Origin of the sequence: Phycicoccus mangrovi (assembly GCF_018729305.1) — a bacterium.
In the GTDB taxonomy this organism is placed as follows: Bacteria; Actinomycetota; Actinomycetes; order Actinomycetales; family Dermatophilaceae; genus Phycicoccus; species Phycicoccus jejuensis.
This window is the reverse complement of the sequence record NZ_JAHHWP010000020.1, coordinates 45,875-61,389: the sequence shown is the minus strand read 5'-3', so window position 1 is coordinate 61,389 and position 15,515 is coordinate 45,875. Positions and strand designations below refer to the sequence as shown.

Below are 15,515 nucleotides of genomic sequence, written 5' to 3'. Positions count from 1 at the left end.
GCCCGGTCGTCGACGAATGAGGTTGAGACGCAGGGGTAGAGACCAGCCAGCACCTACTCGAAGGAGGGACCCATGTCCACATCACCCCACACGTCCGAGCGCGCCGACGCCCACCGACCCGGCGTGCACCCCGCCCGCCGCGCCGCGCAGGTCTTCGGCGTCGTCTTCCTCGTCGTCGGCATCCTCGGCTTCGTGCCGGGCATCACGACCGACTACGACCAGCTGGAGTTCGCGGGCCACCAGTCGCACGCGATGCTCCTCGGGATCTTCCAGGTCTCGGTCCTGCACAACGTTGTCCACCTGCTGTTCGGCGTCGCCGGTCTGCTCATGTCCCGGACGGCGGGCGCCGCGCGCACATACCTCGTCGTCGGCGGCGTCGTCTACCTCGTCCTCTGGCTCTACGGCCTCGTGGTGGACGAGACCTCGCAGGCGAACTTCGTGCCCCTCGACACCGCCGACGACTGGCTGCACCTCGCCCTCGGGGTCGTGCTCGTCGCCCTCGGCATTGCCACGACGCGCCGTGCGCCGGCCGACAGGGAACGTGCCCGCGCATGAACAGGGTCATCGAGCTGCCCCTCCCGGGAACGGACCCCGGGGAGGAGGGGCGGCCCGACGGGCTGGCCGTCGTCGGCAACGCCACGACGCTTCTCCACGTGGGGGGCCTGACCGTCCTCACCGACCCGACCTTCGTGCACCGGCACGAGTCGGTCGACCTGGGTCACGGGCTGAGCACCCGACGGCTCCGGGACCCCGCGATGGACATCGACGACCTGCCGCCGATCGACCTGGTCCTCCTCTCGCACCTCCACGGCGACCACTTCGACCAGGTGGCCCAGGCCCGGCTCGACCACGACCTGCCGGTCGTCACCACCCCGGAGTCGGCCTCGGCGCTGCACGAGCTCGGCTTCCACGCGGCGCTCGGGCTCGACACCTGGGACGCGGTCGTCGTCACGCGTGGCGACAGCCGCGTGCGGATCACCTCGACCCCGGGGCGGCACGGCCCGCCCCGCGCCGGGCTCGTCCTGCCCGACGTCATGGGCAGCGTCCTCGAGTGGGAGGCGGACGGTCGTCGGCGCCGCCTCTACGTCACCGGTGACACCCTCGCGATCGACGACCTGCGCGAGGTCCCGCTGCGGCACCCTCACATCGACGTCGCACTCTTCCATCTCGGCGGCACGCGCGTCCTCGGGGTGCTCGTGACGATGGACGCCGACCAGGGTGTCGAGGCGATGCGGATGGTCGACCCGCGACAGGTCGTCCCCGTGCACCACGAGGACTACGACGTCTTCACCTCGTCCCTCGACGACTTCCTCGCGGCCGCGACGGCCGCCGGCCTACGCGACCGCGTGGTCGTCGTCGACCGCGGCCGTGAGCACCTCATGACGCCCCCCGAGGGCGGCACCGCCGGCGGGGTTGGTCCGCCGAGGGCGGGGTAGGACCCCTTCCGGCCGGTGAGCCCCGGTCGTCGGGAGGCGCACGATGGGCACCGGTGAGGACGACGGCACGCAGGAGTCGGGCGACCCGCCCCGGGTGGACGACGCGGACGTGGACCGCGACGGGGGCCCGCTGCTGCGGGACCCTCCACCCCCACCCGGGTGGACCGACCCCTTGGAGGACTCGCCGCTCCTGCGCGGGGCGGGCTCCACGCCCGGCTGCGCGCCGCCGCCCCGTCGGCGGCGGTGTCAGGGCCGGCGCGACGGCCGAGGGACGGGCAGCGCTCCGGTGTCCGCGACCTCGCCGGCCACGTCGCGCAGCTTGGTGTTGAGCGTCATGCTCGCGGACTGCAGGAGCGCGAAGGCGGTCTCCCGTTCGGCGCGGTAAGTGGTCATGAGGATGCCGACCGTCATCCCGATGGTCCGGCTGCTCTCGAGCGCCGCGCGCAGGTTGGTGTTGTCGGCCCGACGCACGTGCGACTCGATGACGAGTGCGGCCAGGGCCGACCCGTGCACCACGTCCGCGGGCGTGAACGCGTCCAGGTCAGGGGCATAGAGGTTGAGCGCGGCGTGGGCGACGCCGCCGACGGGCAGGCGCAACGCCAGGAGCGAGTGCACACCGGTCTCCGCCGCACAGCGCAGGCCGAACGTCGTCCACCGGGAGTCCTCGGCCACGTAGGCCGACAAGGTGACGGAGGGGCCGGTAGCCGCGTCGAGGCAGGGGCCGTCTCCGATCTGGTACTGGAGGAGGTCGACCGACCGAGAGACGGGTCCAGCGCAAGCGAAGTCGGCGCCCAGTCGGGGCGCCTGAGAGTCAAACCCACGGGGGTAGCGACCCGAACTCTGACCTGCGCGAGTCCGACGACGTCGTCGGGTGCTACCGGGCCAGGTTCCGTAGTGACGGCAGCCGCCAGAGCACCGAGCTGGCGGGCGATTTCAGACTGGGCGGTCGGAGAAAGGCACAGGTGGGACATGAGGTGTCCTGCCGAACGGCAGCCACCGTCCCGCCGTTTGTTCGGCCGCGGTGATCAAACCGCTCACCGGAGTCCTATCACGGAGTCGCGCGACAGGCCCACAGACCGGTCGCTTGTCGCTCTGCGTAGCGTCGGAGGCTTGCAGAAACCCGCAGTGTGGCCTGTCTGGTTCGGGTGCTACCCCTGACTTGCCCGTTCGTGAATCGGGCGGAACTCAGCCGCGTCGCGGTAACGAGCCCGGTGAGCTCGAGCGCCTGCCGCATGGGAGTGTTGAAGGTTCGGTTGACACCAGTTCTGTGGGGCCGGGAGGTCCCGCTGGAAGGATGTCGACATGCCTGCACCCCATCCGAAGGAGTTCCGTGACGATGTGGTCGCGCTCGCCCGCAAGGGTGAGACTCCGATCGCGCAGCTGGCCAGGGACTTCGGAATCTCGGAGTCGTGCCTGAGGAACTGGCTCAAGAGCGCTGATGTGGAGGACGGGATCCGTCCCGGGACCACGAGGGCCGAGTCGGAGGAACTGAAGGAGCTTCGGCGGCGCAACCGCGCGCTGGAGCAGGAGAACGAGGTGCTGCGCCGGGCCGCGGCATATCTCTCGCAGGCGAACCTGAGGCTGGGCCAGTCCCCAAAATGACCTACCCGCTGGTCCTGGACCTTGCCGCAGACGGGATCCCTGTCGCGGTGACCTGCGGGCTGCTGGGCTTCTCCCGGCAGCCGTTCTACTCCTGGCGGACGGCCCCGGTCAGTGAGCGGGACCTGGTCGACGCGTACGCGACGAACGCCGCGTTCGAGGTGCACCGCGATGACCCGGGGTTCGGGTACCGGTTCATCGCCGACGAGCTGGCCGAGGCCGGGCACGAGGTCTCCGAGCGGCGGGTGTGGAAAGTGTGCTCGCAGGCCGGGATCGTCTCCGCCCACGCCCGCAAGCGGGGCCGGTCCAAGAAGCCGGGCCCGCCGGTGCACGACGACTTGGTCGAGCGGGACTTACCGCACCCGGCCCGAACATGGTGTGGCTGACCGACATCACCGAGCACCCAACCGGCGAGGGGAAGCTGTACCTGTGCGCGGTCAAGGACGTCTGGTCCCGCCGGATCGTCGGCTACTCGATCGACTCGAGGATGACCAGCCACCTCGCCCTCGACGCCTTGGAGATGGCCATCGCCCGCCGCGGCCGCGAGCAGGTGGCCGGGTGCGTGGTCCATGCGGATCGGGGCAGTCAGTTCCGCTCGCGGCCCTACGTCGCCGCCCTGCACCGGCACGGCCTGTGCGGGTCGATGGGCCGCTGGCTTCCTCGGCGGACAACGCGGCGATGGAGTCGTTCTTCTCCCTGCTGCAGAAGAACGTCCTGAACTCCCGCCGCTGGGAGACCCGTGACCAGCTGCGCCTGGCGATCGTCACCTGGATTGAACGGACCTACCACCGCCGGCGTCGGCAACGCGCCCTCGGCAAGCTCACCCCCGTCGAGTTTGAGACCATCAACCGAGCCGCTCACGCGGCCTGAAACACCACACCCGAAGTGTCAACCAGACCTTCAGCAGTCCCCCCGTCGGATGAGCCGGATCTGGACATCGCGGTCCGCGACGGCTTCTTAGCCGTGCGATACACGTGCACGTACGTCGAGGACTCGTTCCAGGCGGACTGGATTGACGAGGCACGTCGAGCCAAGGATTTCGGCAAGCCGGACCGGACCGAGCGCTACACCAACGATGCGGCGGGTGGACGTGCTGACTTGATCTTCGGCAAGGCGTTCAGTGCCGGTGTCGGCTCGAAGGACCCCGTCCGCGTCAGATCACGCTTTGATGGTCCAGGCCGGTTGACGATCTGGGCGACGAAGCCACACCCAGCGAAGGACCTCGACCTGCAGGCAGCAGGACGGCGGACGCTCGCCGATCTGGGGACCATGATGAGCAGCCGGCGATCGTCGGGCGAGGGCAGCTGCAGCCTCACGAGTGCCAACCCCCTCCCGCCCGTGTACCTCGGCACACTAGACGACACATGAGCCGCCAGGACCGGGGCGCAGCGCGGAGGGGCGGCTCATTGGGACGGGGGCGCCGCTGCGGTCTTCGGGGCACCCGGGGGTCGGCGAGAAACCCCGCCTTGGTCCAGGGCGCGACGGATGGCGCTTTGTGTCCGCCCGGTCAGCTGTCCAAGCTCTCGGAGGGATCGGCCAGCGGTGTACTCCCGGCTGACGAACTCGATGAGCGCGGCCCGCTGGGCAGGAGACTGCCGCACACCGGCCGTGTCGGCGAACTGCGGCAATGGCGAGAGGAAAGGCCGCGACGGGTATGGCATCAGTCGTCCTTTCGAATCCGCACCTGGGCGGGTTGCCTCGCGTTCATTCCTAAAAGCACCCAGTTCACACTCCGACGCCGGCGCGTCGGGTGGTGAAACATAAGTGTGCACAGAGCACGACGTATGCCAGGTCGGTCGCGCTAGCGGCCTGTGCTTGTCACCCTGTCCGCCGGTGACAGCGGCCAGGAACGGGGATTGGTATCACGACCGCCGGGACAGCTATGTGACTCACGAGGGCTGCAAGGCCGGAGGGCCTCTCGACGTTGAGCCGTCTGCTGGCTCGGTCACCAGCTTCGTCTAGCTCTTGTGCTGGATCCCTGTCGCGGATATCGGCGCCGGGCCCATGACGCTCGCCGCCGCCGCGCGCGTGCACGAGCGTGGGCTCCAGGCGGTGCTGCTCGAGGCCGGCGCCCCGGTGCGCTGGTGGGGGCACGTCCTCCATTCGCGCCGCCCAGACGGCCTGCGTCGCGGACCGCTGCGCCGACCGGCAGGAAATCGACCACCGCGTCTGCGACGGACGCGACCTCGTCCCCCTTGCCGAACCCGGCACACCCAGCCGTCCTGTCCCCATCCATCGGTCGAGGGACCGCCTCGCCGGCACCCCGCTCACCGATTCGTGCAGCAGCTTGTGACCAGGTGGTGCCGCGGAATGATCACAAGGGCGCTCAGCGCTGTCGTGGGCAACACCGACAAGCGCGAACCCGTTCTAGGCTCACCGCATGAGCGATGCTGCGGCCTTCGAAGCCGCCAAGGCGTACGGACACGCGGTTCTCGATGCCGTGTCGGTGTCGGGCGCCGACGACAACGGGCGGCTCATGAATCTGGCTGCTCAGCGCGCACTGGACGTCGACGCCGTCGAGCTCACCGTCGAGGACGGTGGGCACGAGGTGACCGTCGACATCAGCCGAGCGCTGGGGGGCACGCTCATCCTCGTCAACGCGCTCGTCGCAGAGCTGCGACTCCACACCGGCGTGGAAGAAGAGGTCATCATCGCCACGATCCGCGAGAGGTTCGACGGTGCCTTCACCTCCTGAGCGGCGCCTAAATGAGGTGATCACGAGCTCCAGGTGAGGAATGCGGTACTCCCCCGAGAGGTCATGATGGGGCGAACAATCGCGCCTGCTCCGGCGCGTCGGGTGTGGTCACTGCGGGGAAGTCGGCGACGACGGTCTGGAGCTGGGTGCGCGGGCGGGCGAGCCCGGGCGAGGCGATCGGGCCGTCGGCGGCGGATCCGCTGGTGCCCCGTTGCGGTCTCGGGGACGATGCCGACGGAGTCGGTGAGGCCGCCGGTGTGGTGTTGTGGCGGCGGGTGTTCGTTCAGGGCCGTGACGTGTGCCGCAGGGGCAGGCTGACGCGGAACGGTGAGGGATACCGTGGACGCGATGCCGTCGCTCTGACAGGGGAGTGGCGGCATCTGTGGCGGTGGACGCCCGTGTGGCGCTCGGCGAAGAGTCCAAGCTATGCGCCTTCAGGATCGAAGGCGCGCTGCACCAGGGCACGCGTGTCGGCGATGATGACGTCGCGGTCGGTACCGGTCTGTGCATGAAGGGCGTTGACGAGTGCCTGCACGACGACGAGCGTCCCGCCAACGGCGCGGCTGACATCGACGGTGAGGTTCGTCGGGGCGTGCTCGCAGCTGCCGTGGACCTGTACGGCACCGACCTCGAGGGTGCGTTGGGCGGCGAGGTTCATCGTGTCGGCGCCGTCCTGGGCCGCGGAGACGGCATCGAGGATGGCCAGCCCGTAGGCGTGGGCGGCGTGGTGGTCGTCAGGAAGGTGCACACGGAGAGGCTAGGTCGAACGCTGTCGGCCCTTGGCCCGATCTGGAGGGTCTTGAGCGGGTCTTGAGATTTCTGCATCCGACGAACGAAGCGTCGGGGCTCGCTGTCCACGCCAGAGCCGACACCTCCGCTGACGGATGGCTGGAGTCCACCCAGCCGCGAGAACGTCACGCGCGCAACGGCTTTGCTTCTTGAACCGCCCGGCCAGCGACTGCCCCGGAGACGGCGCCGTATGCGACGCCTCTCCGGTTCCAGGGCTCGGCGGGGACGCGCCTGGTGAGGTCGCTTCCCACCCCCAACGCGCTATGACCTTTGAGGTGCTCTTGAGCGGATCTTGCTGGGGGAGAGCGCGGCCCGGTCGTTGAGTCGGTGATGCTTCTCGCCGGACACCACCGACGAGTCCGCCGACGACAGGGATGTACCCCATGACCACCGCGCACACCACACCCACCAAGAGCCGCGGCTTGACCAGCACGCTCCTGCGGCCAGTCCTGGCCGTCGTGAGGCGGATGCGCCTCAGCACGCGCATGATAGCCCTCGCCGCCGTCCTGCTGGTGCCCACGATCGTCCTGGGCCAGTCCTTCCTCGCGGCGAGCCGAGCCGACATCGCCTTCGCCGAGAAGGAGCGCACGGGGGTGACTCTGATCCGTCCGGCGATCGAGGCTATGACCGAACTGGTCGCCGGCCGACGCCCCGACCTGTCCGGCCTGCAGCGTGCGGTCGGCGAGCACCCCGAGCTCAACGCCGACGCCGACCTGGCCAAGGTGTCGCAGCTGATGGCCGGCGCTGACACCCCTGCCGGTGCCTCCGCTGCCGTGAGCGCCCTGCTGGAGCTGGTCAACCACGTGGTTGACTCCTCCGAGATCGTCCTGGACCCCGACATCGACTCCTTCCACCTGGCCGACGCCATCACCGTGCAGCTGCCCAACGCCCTCGAGCACGCCGCGCAGGCCAGGGTCGCCCGGGACGGCATGCCGCTGGAGAAGGGGGTCGCTGAGCGTGCCCTGTCCGCCGGTGGTCTCGAGGGCCACGTCGAGGCACTGACCGACGACATCGAGACCGCTGTCGGGGACACGGACCGGACCTCGCTCGGGCAGGAGCTGGAGCCGCTCCGGCAGGCGGGCGCGGCCGTCACCCACCTACAGAACGCGATCCTCGGGGACCTCGAAGGCGCGGCCGCCCTGGATGCCTCCACGGTCGCCGCCGCCGCGAAGACCGCGGTCGCGCCGTCGCTGGACGCCCTCGACGAGCTGCTCGCGGCCCGCTCGGCCGCCCTGTCCCGCGTCCAGCAGACCATCGTGACCATCAGCGTCGTCTCCCTGCTGCTGGCCTTCTGGCTGGTCATCGGCGTCACCGTCCTGACCCGCCGCGAGGCCTCCAGCACCGTGGAGGCGGTCCGGGCCCTGGCCGAGGGGGACCTGCGCGAGCAGCGCCTCCCCGACGGCCGGGACGAGTTCGGGGACATCGGGCGGTCGCTCTCCACCGCCGTGACCACGCTGCGGGAGATGATCACGTCGATCAGCCAGGACGCGGTCACCCTCGCGGCGGCCAGCGAGGAGGTGTCGGTGGCCAGCGCCTCCATCGCGTCGGCGGCCCAGCACACCAGCGCCCGCGCCCAGACCGCCAGCGGTGCGGCGCAGGAGGTGTACGCGAACATCGACTCGCTCAGCGCGGCGAGCACGCAGTTCGGTGCCTCGATCAGCGAGATCTCGCACAACGCGAGCGAGGCCGCACGCGTGGCGGTCACCGCCACCGACCTCGCCCGCCAGACCACCTCGACGGTCGACCGGCTGGGGCGCTCCTCGGCCGAGATCAGCGACGTCATCGCCCTCATCCGGTCCGTCGCCGAGCAGACCAACCTCCTCGCGCTCAACGCCACCATCGAGGCCGCGCGGGCCGGGGAGTCCGGGCGCGGGTTCGCGGTGGTCGCCGGCGAGGTCAAGGAGCTCGCGCAGAGGACGGCTGCCGCCACCGCGGACATCACCGACCGGGTGGAGCAGATCCAGGCCGACGGCGCGGCGGCCGCAGCGGCCATCGGCGAGATCACCTCGGTCATCGAGCAGATCAACGAGTTCTAGACCTCGATCGCCGGGGCTGTGGAGCAGCAGAGCGTGACGGCCGTGGAGATCAGCGAGCGCGCCGCGCAGGCCGCTTCCAGCGCCGGGCACATCACCGAGTCGGTCACCGTCGTCGCCGACACGGCCGCAGCAGCTCGGTGGAGGGGGAGAACCGGCCGCTGGGTCGGGCGCTGCGACCTGGCTCGAGCGTGCTGAATCCAGTGTCCGGGACGGGGTCGTGGGTGCCTAGGACGCAGATCACCAGATTTCCTGGTCGGGCGATCTCGAGCAGCTGGTCGGTCCCGCTCGTCACTCTTGCTCGTGATCTTCGGCGCGTGGGTTGGCGTGGTGGAGCTCGGTCGGCCTGCTCACGGAGTGATGGCGATGGCCCCTCTCGCGCCGCGCTCGGCGTCGGACATCTGGTGGGTCACGAAGGGGTACACCCCGGGTCGGCCCGCGGTGATCTCGGCGAACCCACCTTGGGCGACGGCGAGGGCGAGCGTCTGCGCGCCGCCGTGCGTGCTTCCGCCGGCGCCTCGCCCATGCCGGAGCAGAAAGGAGCCTTCGCTCCACACGGTGTCGAACTGGGTGCCGACGACGTGGAAGGAGTTGCCGCGGTTCGGTCCGGCGGCGAGGACCCAGAGGCGGACCCGCTGACCCTGCCGGGCCGTGAGCGGGCGGGCGAGGTACTGGTCGGCGATGCCGTTGAAGGTGACGAGGTCGGGGGTATCAGCGCTGGCCGAGGCGGCGTCGACTCCGGCGGGCGCGGTCCGTCCATCACCGTCGAGGTGCGCTTCGGACTGCACGAGGAGGTAGCTGTGGTCGACGGCCGGCAGGTCGGGCGGCTCGATGAGGACGGCCCCGAACATCCCGGCAGCGATGTGGGTGCTCATCGGCATCGTCGAGCAGTGGTACATCCACAGCCCGGCTCGGTCGGCGGTGAAGCGGTAGGTCAGCCGGTCGCCCGGTGGGATGGTGCGCATCACCTGGGCGGGAACGGCCTCGCCGGCGTGGAAGTCGATCGAGTGGCCCATCGTGGCCTCGTTGACGAGGGTGACGACGAAGGTGTCTCCGACCCGGCCGTGCAGGGTGGGGCCGGGGACGCCGCCGTCGAACGTCCACCGTCGTTGGCGGACACCGGGCGCCACGTCGAGCACGCTCTCGCGGACGTGGAGGGTGACGCGGTGGACCCTGCTCGGCCCGAGCGGGGGGATGGTCGCGTCGACGGCACGGAACGCCGGGTCGACGTCGCGGGACAGGTCGACCGGCATCGACCCCGGGGACGAGGCGACCGCCGGGACGTCCGCGCGGGACGGGGGAGCGCCGGCCACCCGCACGTGCAGCACCATCCCCATCTGACGGTGGCCCACGATGCTGCACCAGCCGTCGGTGTCGGCACCGAGCACACCGACGTCGAGGGTCTCGGAGCGGCCCGGCATGACGCGTGAGGTCCCGCTGCCGTCGTCGAACGTCAGGTCGTGCGGGGAGCCGGGGTCGACGTTGACGAGGTCGACGACGAGACGGTCCCCGGCCGGGACCGTGATCGCGGAGGGCACATAGGCCATGTCGTGCGCCTCCACCCGGACCCGGGTGGTGTGACCGGTGGCCGCGACGGCAACGACCGGCCGCCGCTCCGTGCCCGTCGACGGGGGGCCGGCCGCCACGCCTAGCGAGACCGCGAGGGCGACGAGCGCCATCCCGGCGACCACCTGCCCGCCGGCGCCGGCCGCGGCGACGACGGGTGCGGCGGCCACGGAGGGTGGGTCGTCCGCGACGCGTTCCAGGAGGGCCCGCCGTGCCGCCACGGCGGCCCGGACGGCCGAGAGCAGGAGGGGGACGAAGATGGCGAGGGCCAAGAGGACGACCAGCGAGACCGCCACCCTGACCGGCGACGGCACGGGGAGGAGGCAGACGAGCAGCCCGACGTTGACCACGACGACGCGGGCCACCCAGCCCCGGTCGAACTGCCGAGAGGCGGCGCGCGCCACGGACGGTCCTCCGCCGAGGACCACGGGGATGAGGTGCGCGAGGGCCCCCGTGAGCAGCTGCCCCGCGAACCCGACGGCCACGACCGCGGCGACGACGTCGTAGCCGTCGGCGACGCCCGACCACGACGGCGAGGTGGCGAGCCGCACGCCGACGAGGGCGACGGCGACGAGGCCCCAGGCGCCGGCGGCGGCCACGGACACCGTGGCGACCGTCCGCGGAGGGGACTGCCGGGCCGGCGCGAAAAGCGCTCTGCCCCACCAGGCCAGGCCGGCGACGTACGCCGCGAGCCCGACGAGCGCAACGCTCTGCCGACCGGCGAGCGCCGCTCCGGCGAGCAGGGCGACCGCCCCCACCAGCACGGGGAGCGCCTGCCGGGCCAGGCGCTCGGCCCGGTCGTCCATGCGGGTCCGGAGCATCGTCGGCCACAGGGTGACAAGCGTCCCGGTGACGGTCAGGCCGAGCCAACCGAGCACCATGACCATCGAGTGGGCGACGAGGACCCGCCCGTGCTGCTCGTCGTCGAGGCCGTGCGCGAGCCACGCCCCGAACCCGGCACCGACGGGCAGGCAGGAGGAGGCAACGAGGTAGTACCGGACGGTGATGCGGAAGCGACCGGGCAGGGCATGGCGCAGGCGCCGCCGGAGGGCGAGGCCGTGCAGGACGACCGAGAGCGAGACCAGCGCCGCCCCGGTGACGGTGAGGGGCCACCACGAGCCGGGCACCCCGACGAGGACGAGGGCCGCGCCGGCCAGGAGGGCGAGGATCCGCCGGTTCTGCCGCCTCCGGTCGTCGAGCGAGTCGGGGGTCTTGAGGAGGGCCTGGGTGAAGTGCGTGCTCCACACCATCGCCGAGTGCGTGACAGCGCCGAGGAGGACGAGGTGCACCACGAGCCAGGAGGCGGCGGGCACCACGGGGTGAGCCAGCGCGACGAGCACGGCGAGGGTGAGCCAGACGAGCCCGGGACGGTCGCGCAGGGGGAAGCGGGCGCGTCGGACGGCGGGCGGGAGGCTCACGGGGCGGGGGTCCTCTCGGGGGCGGTGGGGTGGGCGGCGCGCAGGACGGCGCGAGGAGCGGAGGGCCTGCGGGAGGCGACGAGCGCGCTCGCCGTCGCGGTGACGGGGAGCGCCAGCAGGGCGCTCGCCGTGCCGACCGCGCCCACGAGGCGGACGAGGGGGACGCCGGCGAGGTCCCCGGCGACGCGCACGAGGAGGGTGGCGTGCAGGGTTCCCAGGGGCAGCCAGAAGACCGGCCGGTAGGGCACGGCGCGGCGCAGGACGGCGGGGAGGATGACGGGCGCGTGCGCCATGACCATGCTGATCGCGAACCCGAGGAAGACGGCGTGCACGAGGGCGTCGTGCCGGCCGGACGTCGTCGTGGACCCGGCCGCGACCCAGATCAGGCCCGCGGCACCCAGCCAGGCGTACCCGGCGAGCATCGCGGCGGCGGCGAAGCGGGGCAGGCCTCGCGACCGCACCGTGCGGACGGCGACGTCGCGCGGGGCGAGCCACCCCGCGAGGAGGAGGAAGGCGACACCGGTCGCGCGCAGCCCGAGGTCCGGCCACAGCAGCGCCGCGCTCGTGCACCCGGCGGTCGCCGTCGCCGCGAGCACCAGGGTGCGGGGTGCCGTCCGGGGCAGGTGCAGGGCGGCCAGCTCGACGCGCTCGGCGGCGACGGTCAGCACGACGAAGCCGGCGAGCAGCGGCAGCACCTCGGCCGCCCCCAGCCGCGGCCACAGCAGCGCGGCGAGCACCGCGTGGGCGGCGCCCAGGCTCTCGACGGCCACCGTGTCGTCGCGACGACGCGACCACAGGGCGACGAGCACCGCGACGAGCGCGACCGTCCCGTCGAGGAGCAGCACCTGACCCCAGGGGCGGGGGAGGGGGAGCGCGAGGGTGACCCCGCCGGCGCCGAGCAGGACGGGCGCCGCGAGCGCCCACGACCGCCGGAGGGCGACGGCCCGCTCGAGCGCCACGAGCGTGCCGAGGAAGCCCAGCACCATGAGCGGCCCGTGCGCGTCGACCAGGCCCCGGCCGGCCGGCGCCGGGAGGCCGAGCCGGGCGAGCCCGGCAGAGACGCCGGCCAGCAGGCCGACACCGGCGGGCAGCAGGAGCCAGGTGCGGCGGGAGCTCGTCATGCGGGGGGTCCGGCCGCCGGGGTGAGGAGGACGACCTGGTCCCACTCGGGTCCGGCGAAGCGCACCGCCGCGGCCGGGAACAGGCCGTTCTCCTCACGGTCGATGTGGCGTCGCAGCGCGAGCTCGAAGGCCGGCATCCGGGCCACTTCCCCGGCGGCGACGGCGGCCAGGGCGTCCTCGAGCGCCTGGTGCTCATCGCAGAGGGTGGCGACGTGGTCGCGGAACTCCGGGTCCTCGCCGAGGAGCGCGAACAGGCCCGCCTCCTCGGCGGCGGTGTGAGGGCGGAGGAGGGCGGTGAGCCGGCGGGCCGCCGAGGTCACGTCGAGGGGCCCTCCGCTGCAGGCGCGGCGCAGATCACCGCAGGCGTCGATGACGGCCTCGTGCTCGGCCATGAAGCGGCCGATGACGGTGATGCTCTCGCACCCGCAGTACGAGCACACAACCCTCCTCCGCCCGGTCAGGCGCGGGTGACCCGCAGCCGCCAGGCCTCGGGTCCCTCGTCGAGGTAGGTGACGGTGATCGGGCCCTCGCGGTCGGCGAGCTGGGCCAGAAGCGGCTTGGGGTCGTGGGGGGCGACGAGGACGAGCGAGCCGCCGGCAGGGATCGCCGACATGGCTCCGAACACGGTGGCGTGCCGGATGGCGTGCGGGATGGGGCGGACGTCGAGCTCGGGGACGCCGTGGCCGGCGTCGCCGCAGCCACACGTGTGCTGGACGGGGGTCACGGGGAGATCGGTGTGGGACACGGTGACTGCTCCTGGGGGTCGTGGTGCTGGTGGTGGGCTGGGAGACTGCGGTGGTGGACGACGACGCGATGCCCGTGGTGGTCGTGGCCGGCGGGGGCTCGACCCGGTTCGGCAGCGACAAGCTGGCGGCGGACCTGGGCGGGCACACGGTGCTGGACCGGCTGCTCGACGACCTGCCGCCCGCGTGGCCGGTGGTCGTCGTTGGGCCGCGACGCGAGGTGCGCCGCTCCGGCGTGCGGTGGACCCGGGAGGAGCCCCCGGGGGGCGGTCCCCTCGCGGCCGCGGCGGCCGGGATGGCGCTCGTCGAGGGACCGGTCGTGGGTGTCGTCGCCGGTGACATGCCGTTCGCGGGCCCCGTTCTCGCACAGCTGCGCTCGGTGCTCCTGTCTTCCGGGACCGACGCCGCGGTGGCGGTCGACGACGACGGCCACGCCAACCCGCTGCTCGCCGTCTACCGCACGGCTGCGGTCAGGCGCCTGCTGCCGGGTCCTGTCACAGGTGGCCGCGCCAAGCGGCTGCTCGAGCTGGAGCACGAGAGGGTCCCGGTGCCGGGGAGACGCTCGCGTGACGTCGACACCCCGGAGGACCTGGAGCGGCTGCGGCGTCGGCGCTGACATGGGGGTTCCTCTCGGGTGTCGTCGGGTGGGGCGGGGTGGTGCGCGGCCCTGCCGGGCAGGGGAACGACGGGGCCGCGGGTGCGGGGGAGCAGGGGTCAGCTCGGGCGCGGCGCGCCAGGACGGGCGTAGCGCCACCAGGTGATCGCGAGGCAGAGGACGGCCCAGGCGATGCCGACGCCGTAGAAGGCGACCGGTCCGAGGGTGGTGACGCCGACCCCGAAGAAGAAGGGGCCGAAGGCGGCGATCGCCGCGGTCCAGCCGATGACGCCACCGGCTTGGCGACGCTCGAAGATCATCGGCATCTGCTTGAAGGTGGAGGCGTTGCCGATGCCGCTGAAGAGGAAGATCGCGAGCATCCCCCAGAGGAAGTGCGTGAACCCGCTCTGGAGGGCCGCCGAAGACGAGGTGTCGGGCGTGAGCGCGGGGATGGTGTACGCGATCGAGCCGACGAGGCCGACACCGGAGACGAGGGTCCAGGGGGCCCCGCCGGTGCGGTCGGTCAGCGGGGCGAAGAGGACGCGGGCGCCGGCGCCGACGAGGGGGCCGAGGAAGACGTACTTGACGGCGTCGGGGACCGCGTAGCCGGCGACGAGGACGGTGGCCGAGGCGCCGGTGCCACGGACGATGTCAGTGTTGCCGCTGCCGTAGAGGTTGGTCATGAGCAGACCGAACTGCGCGGCGAGGCCGGAGAAGGTGCCGAAGGTCATGATGTAGAGGACGGTCATCCACCAGGTGTCCTGGCTGCGGAAGATGTCGAACTGCTGGCGGATGTCGGCCTTGACCGGGACCGACTTCAGGAGGGTCCACGCGAGGAGGGCGCCGAGGATCATGAGGGGGATCCAGACGAAGGCGGCGTTCTGGAACCAGACGGTCTTCTCAGGCTTGCCGGGGACCGTGAGCTGCTGGCTGCCGCCGAAGACCGCGAGCGCGGAGATCGCGACGAGGTAGGGCGTGAGCAGCTGGACGAGGGAGACACCGAAGTTGCCGAGCCCCGCCTGGAGTCCGAGGGCGGTGCCCTGCATCCGCTTGGGGAAGAAGTAGGAGGTGCTCGGCATGAAGCCGGAGAACGCGCCGCCGCCGATGCCGGCGAGGAAGGCCAGGACCATGAGCTCCCAGTAGGGGGCGGTCGGGCTCTGGACGCGCACTCCCCAGCCGAGGGTGGAGGCGATGAGCAGGAGGCTGGTCAGGGTGACGAGCCGTCGGGTCCCGAGGACGGGGGGCAGGACCATCCAGACGAGCCGGAAGAGGCCGGCGGCCAGGCCGGGCATGGCGGCCATCCAGTAGAGCTGGCCCTTGGTGAAGTCGTAGCCGAGGGCGTTGAGCTTGGGGATGACGGCGCTCGGCAGGTACCAGGCGGCGAAGGCGAGGGTGAGGCAGAAGGTGGTGACCCACAGGGTGCGCCAGGCGAGGCCCTTGTCCCAGGTGCGCTCGTCCTCGGGGTCCCAGGCGGTGAGCCACTCGCCCTTCTGCTCTGGGCGGGTCGTGGTGGTGGACAT

Annotated in this window: 15 protein-coding genes and 1 pseudogene; 8 read left to right on the top strand and 8 right to left on the bottom strand. The window is 72.0% G+C overall.

The genetic code is table 11. The annotated features are described in order from the left end of the window. Positions 1-72 precede the first annotated feature (72 nt). Positions 73-555, top strand: a complete 483-nt coding sequence (locus tag KMZ30_RS17825; RefSeq protein WP_215513906.1) for a DUF4383 domain-containing protein — start codon at positions 73-75, stop codon at positions 553-555. Then, a complete protein-coding gene (locus KMZ30_RS17820; protein WP_215513907.1) occupies positions 552-1,436 on the top strand; it encodes an MBL fold metallo-hydrolase in 885 nt (294 codons plus the stop codon). Before KMZ30_RS17825 ends, KMZ30_RS17820 begins: the two co-directional genes overlap by 4 nt. Before the next feature lie 246 nt (positions 1,437-1,682). Here KMZ30_RS17820 and KMZ30_RS17815 read toward each other — a convergent pair whose 3' ends face one another. Then, positions 1,683-2,108 carry an ANTAR domain-containing protein gene (locus KMZ30_RS17815; RefSeq protein ID WP_215513909.1) on the bottom strand — a complete coding sequence of 142 codons (426 nt, stop codon included), beginning with the start codon at positions 2,106-2,108 and terminating at the stop codon, positions 1,683-1,685. A gap of 630 nt (positions 2,109-2,738) precedes the next feature. On the opposite strand from KMZ30_RS17815, the pseudogene KMZ30_RS17810 reads away from it, so the two are divergent. After that, positions 2,739-3,905: pseudogene (locus tag KMZ30_RS17810) on the top strand (IS3 family transposase). A 93-nt stretch (positions 3,906-3,998) separates the two neighbouring features. Next, complete coding sequence (locus KMZ30_RS17805) at positions 3,999-4,403, top strand: hypothetical protein (protein WP_215513910.1); 405 nt, start codon at positions 3,999-4,001, stop codon at positions 4,401-4,403. A 35-nt stretch (positions 4,404-4,438) separates the two neighbouring features. Here KMZ30_RS17805 and KMZ30_RS22670 read toward each other — a convergent pair whose 3' ends face one another. Next, positions 4,439-4,696, bottom strand: coding sequence for a helix-turn-helix domain-containing protein (locus tag KMZ30_RS22670; RefSeq protein WP_372447528.1), 258 nt, complete (start codon positions 4,694-4,696; stop codon positions 4,439-4,441). Between the two features lie 719 nt (positions 4,697-5,415). On the opposite strand from KMZ30_RS22670, the gene KMZ30_RS17800 reads away from it, so the two are divergent. Then, positions 5,416-5,730: a hypothetical protein gene (locus KMZ30_RS17800; RefSeq protein WP_215513911.1), complete on the top strand. Its 315-nt coding sequence runs from the start codon at positions 5,416-5,418 to the stop codon at positions 5,728-5,730. Positions 5,731-6,154: 424 nt separating this feature from the next. Here KMZ30_RS17800 and KMZ30_RS17795 read toward each other — a convergent pair whose 3' ends face one another. Further along, a complete protein-coding gene (locus tag KMZ30_RS17795; protein WP_215513912.1) occupies positions 6,155-6,478 on the bottom strand; it encodes a hypothetical protein in 324 nt (107 codons plus the stop codon). Between the two features lie 424 nt (positions 6,479-6,902). Here KMZ30_RS17795 and KMZ30_RS17790 point away from each other — a divergent pair, with 424 nt between their 5' ends. Continuing rightward, entirely contained in the window at positions 6,903-8,555 is a 1,653-nt protein-coding gene (locus tag KMZ30_RS17790) for a methyl-accepting chemotaxis protein (protein ID WP_215513913.1), read from the top strand. A 33-nt stretch (positions 8,556-8,588) separates the two neighbouring features. Then, positions 8,589-8,750 carry a hypothetical protein gene (locus KMZ30_RS17785; RefSeq protein WP_215513914.1) on the top strand — a complete coding sequence of 54 codons (162 nt, stop codon included), beginning with the start codon at positions 8,589-8,591 and terminating at the stop codon, positions 8,748-8,750. Positions 8,751-8,902: 152 nt separating this feature from the next. On the opposite strand, the gene KMZ30_RS17780 is transcribed toward KMZ30_RS17785, so the two are convergent. The 4 genes from KMZ30_RS17780 to KMZ30_RS17765 form a co-directional block, all read right to left on the bottom strand. After that, on the bottom strand, positions 8,903-11,536 hold the full coding sequence (locus KMZ30_RS17780; protein ID WP_308279843.1) for a multicopper oxidase domain-containing protein: 2,634 nt from the start codon (positions 11,534-11,536) through the stop codon (positions 8,903-8,905). Beyond that, positions 11,533-12,657: a DUF8744 domain-containing protein gene (locus KMZ30_RS17775; RefSeq protein WP_215513915.1), complete on the bottom strand. Its 1,125-nt coding sequence runs from the start codon at positions 12,655-12,657 to the stop codon at positions 11,533-11,535. Before KMZ30_RS17775 ends, KMZ30_RS17780 begins: the two co-directional genes overlap by 4 nt. Beyond that, positions 12,654-13,049 carry a hemerythrin domain-containing protein gene (locus tag KMZ30_RS17770; RefSeq protein WP_226903068.1) on the bottom strand — a complete coding sequence of 132 codons (396 nt, stop codon included), beginning with the start codon at positions 13,047-13,049 and terminating at the stop codon, positions 12,654-12,656. Before KMZ30_RS17770 ends, KMZ30_RS17775 begins: the two co-directional genes overlap by 4 nt. A 65-nt stretch (positions 13,050-13,114) precedes the next feature. Then, on the bottom strand, positions 13,115-13,402 hold the full coding sequence (locus tag KMZ30_RS17765; protein ID WP_215513917.1) for a DUF2249 domain-containing protein: 288 nt from the start codon (positions 13,400-13,402) through the stop codon (positions 13,115-13,117). A gap of 53 nt (positions 13,403-13,455) precedes the next feature. Between KMZ30_RS17765 and mobA the strand changes: the two genes are divergently transcribed. After that, positions 13,456-14,016, top strand: a complete 561-nt coding sequence (gene mobA, locus KMZ30_RS17760; RefSeq protein WP_215513918.1) for a molybdenum cofactor guanylyltransferase — start codon at positions 13,456-13,458, stop codon at positions 14,014-14,016. Positions 14,017-14,114: 98 nt separating this feature from the next. Here mobA and KMZ30_RS17755 read toward each other — a convergent pair whose 3' ends face one another. Further along, positions 14,115-15,515: an MFS transporter gene (locus KMZ30_RS17755; protein ID WP_215513919.1), complete on the bottom strand. Its 1,401-nt coding sequence runs from the start codon at positions 15,513-15,515 to the stop codon at positions 14,115-14,117.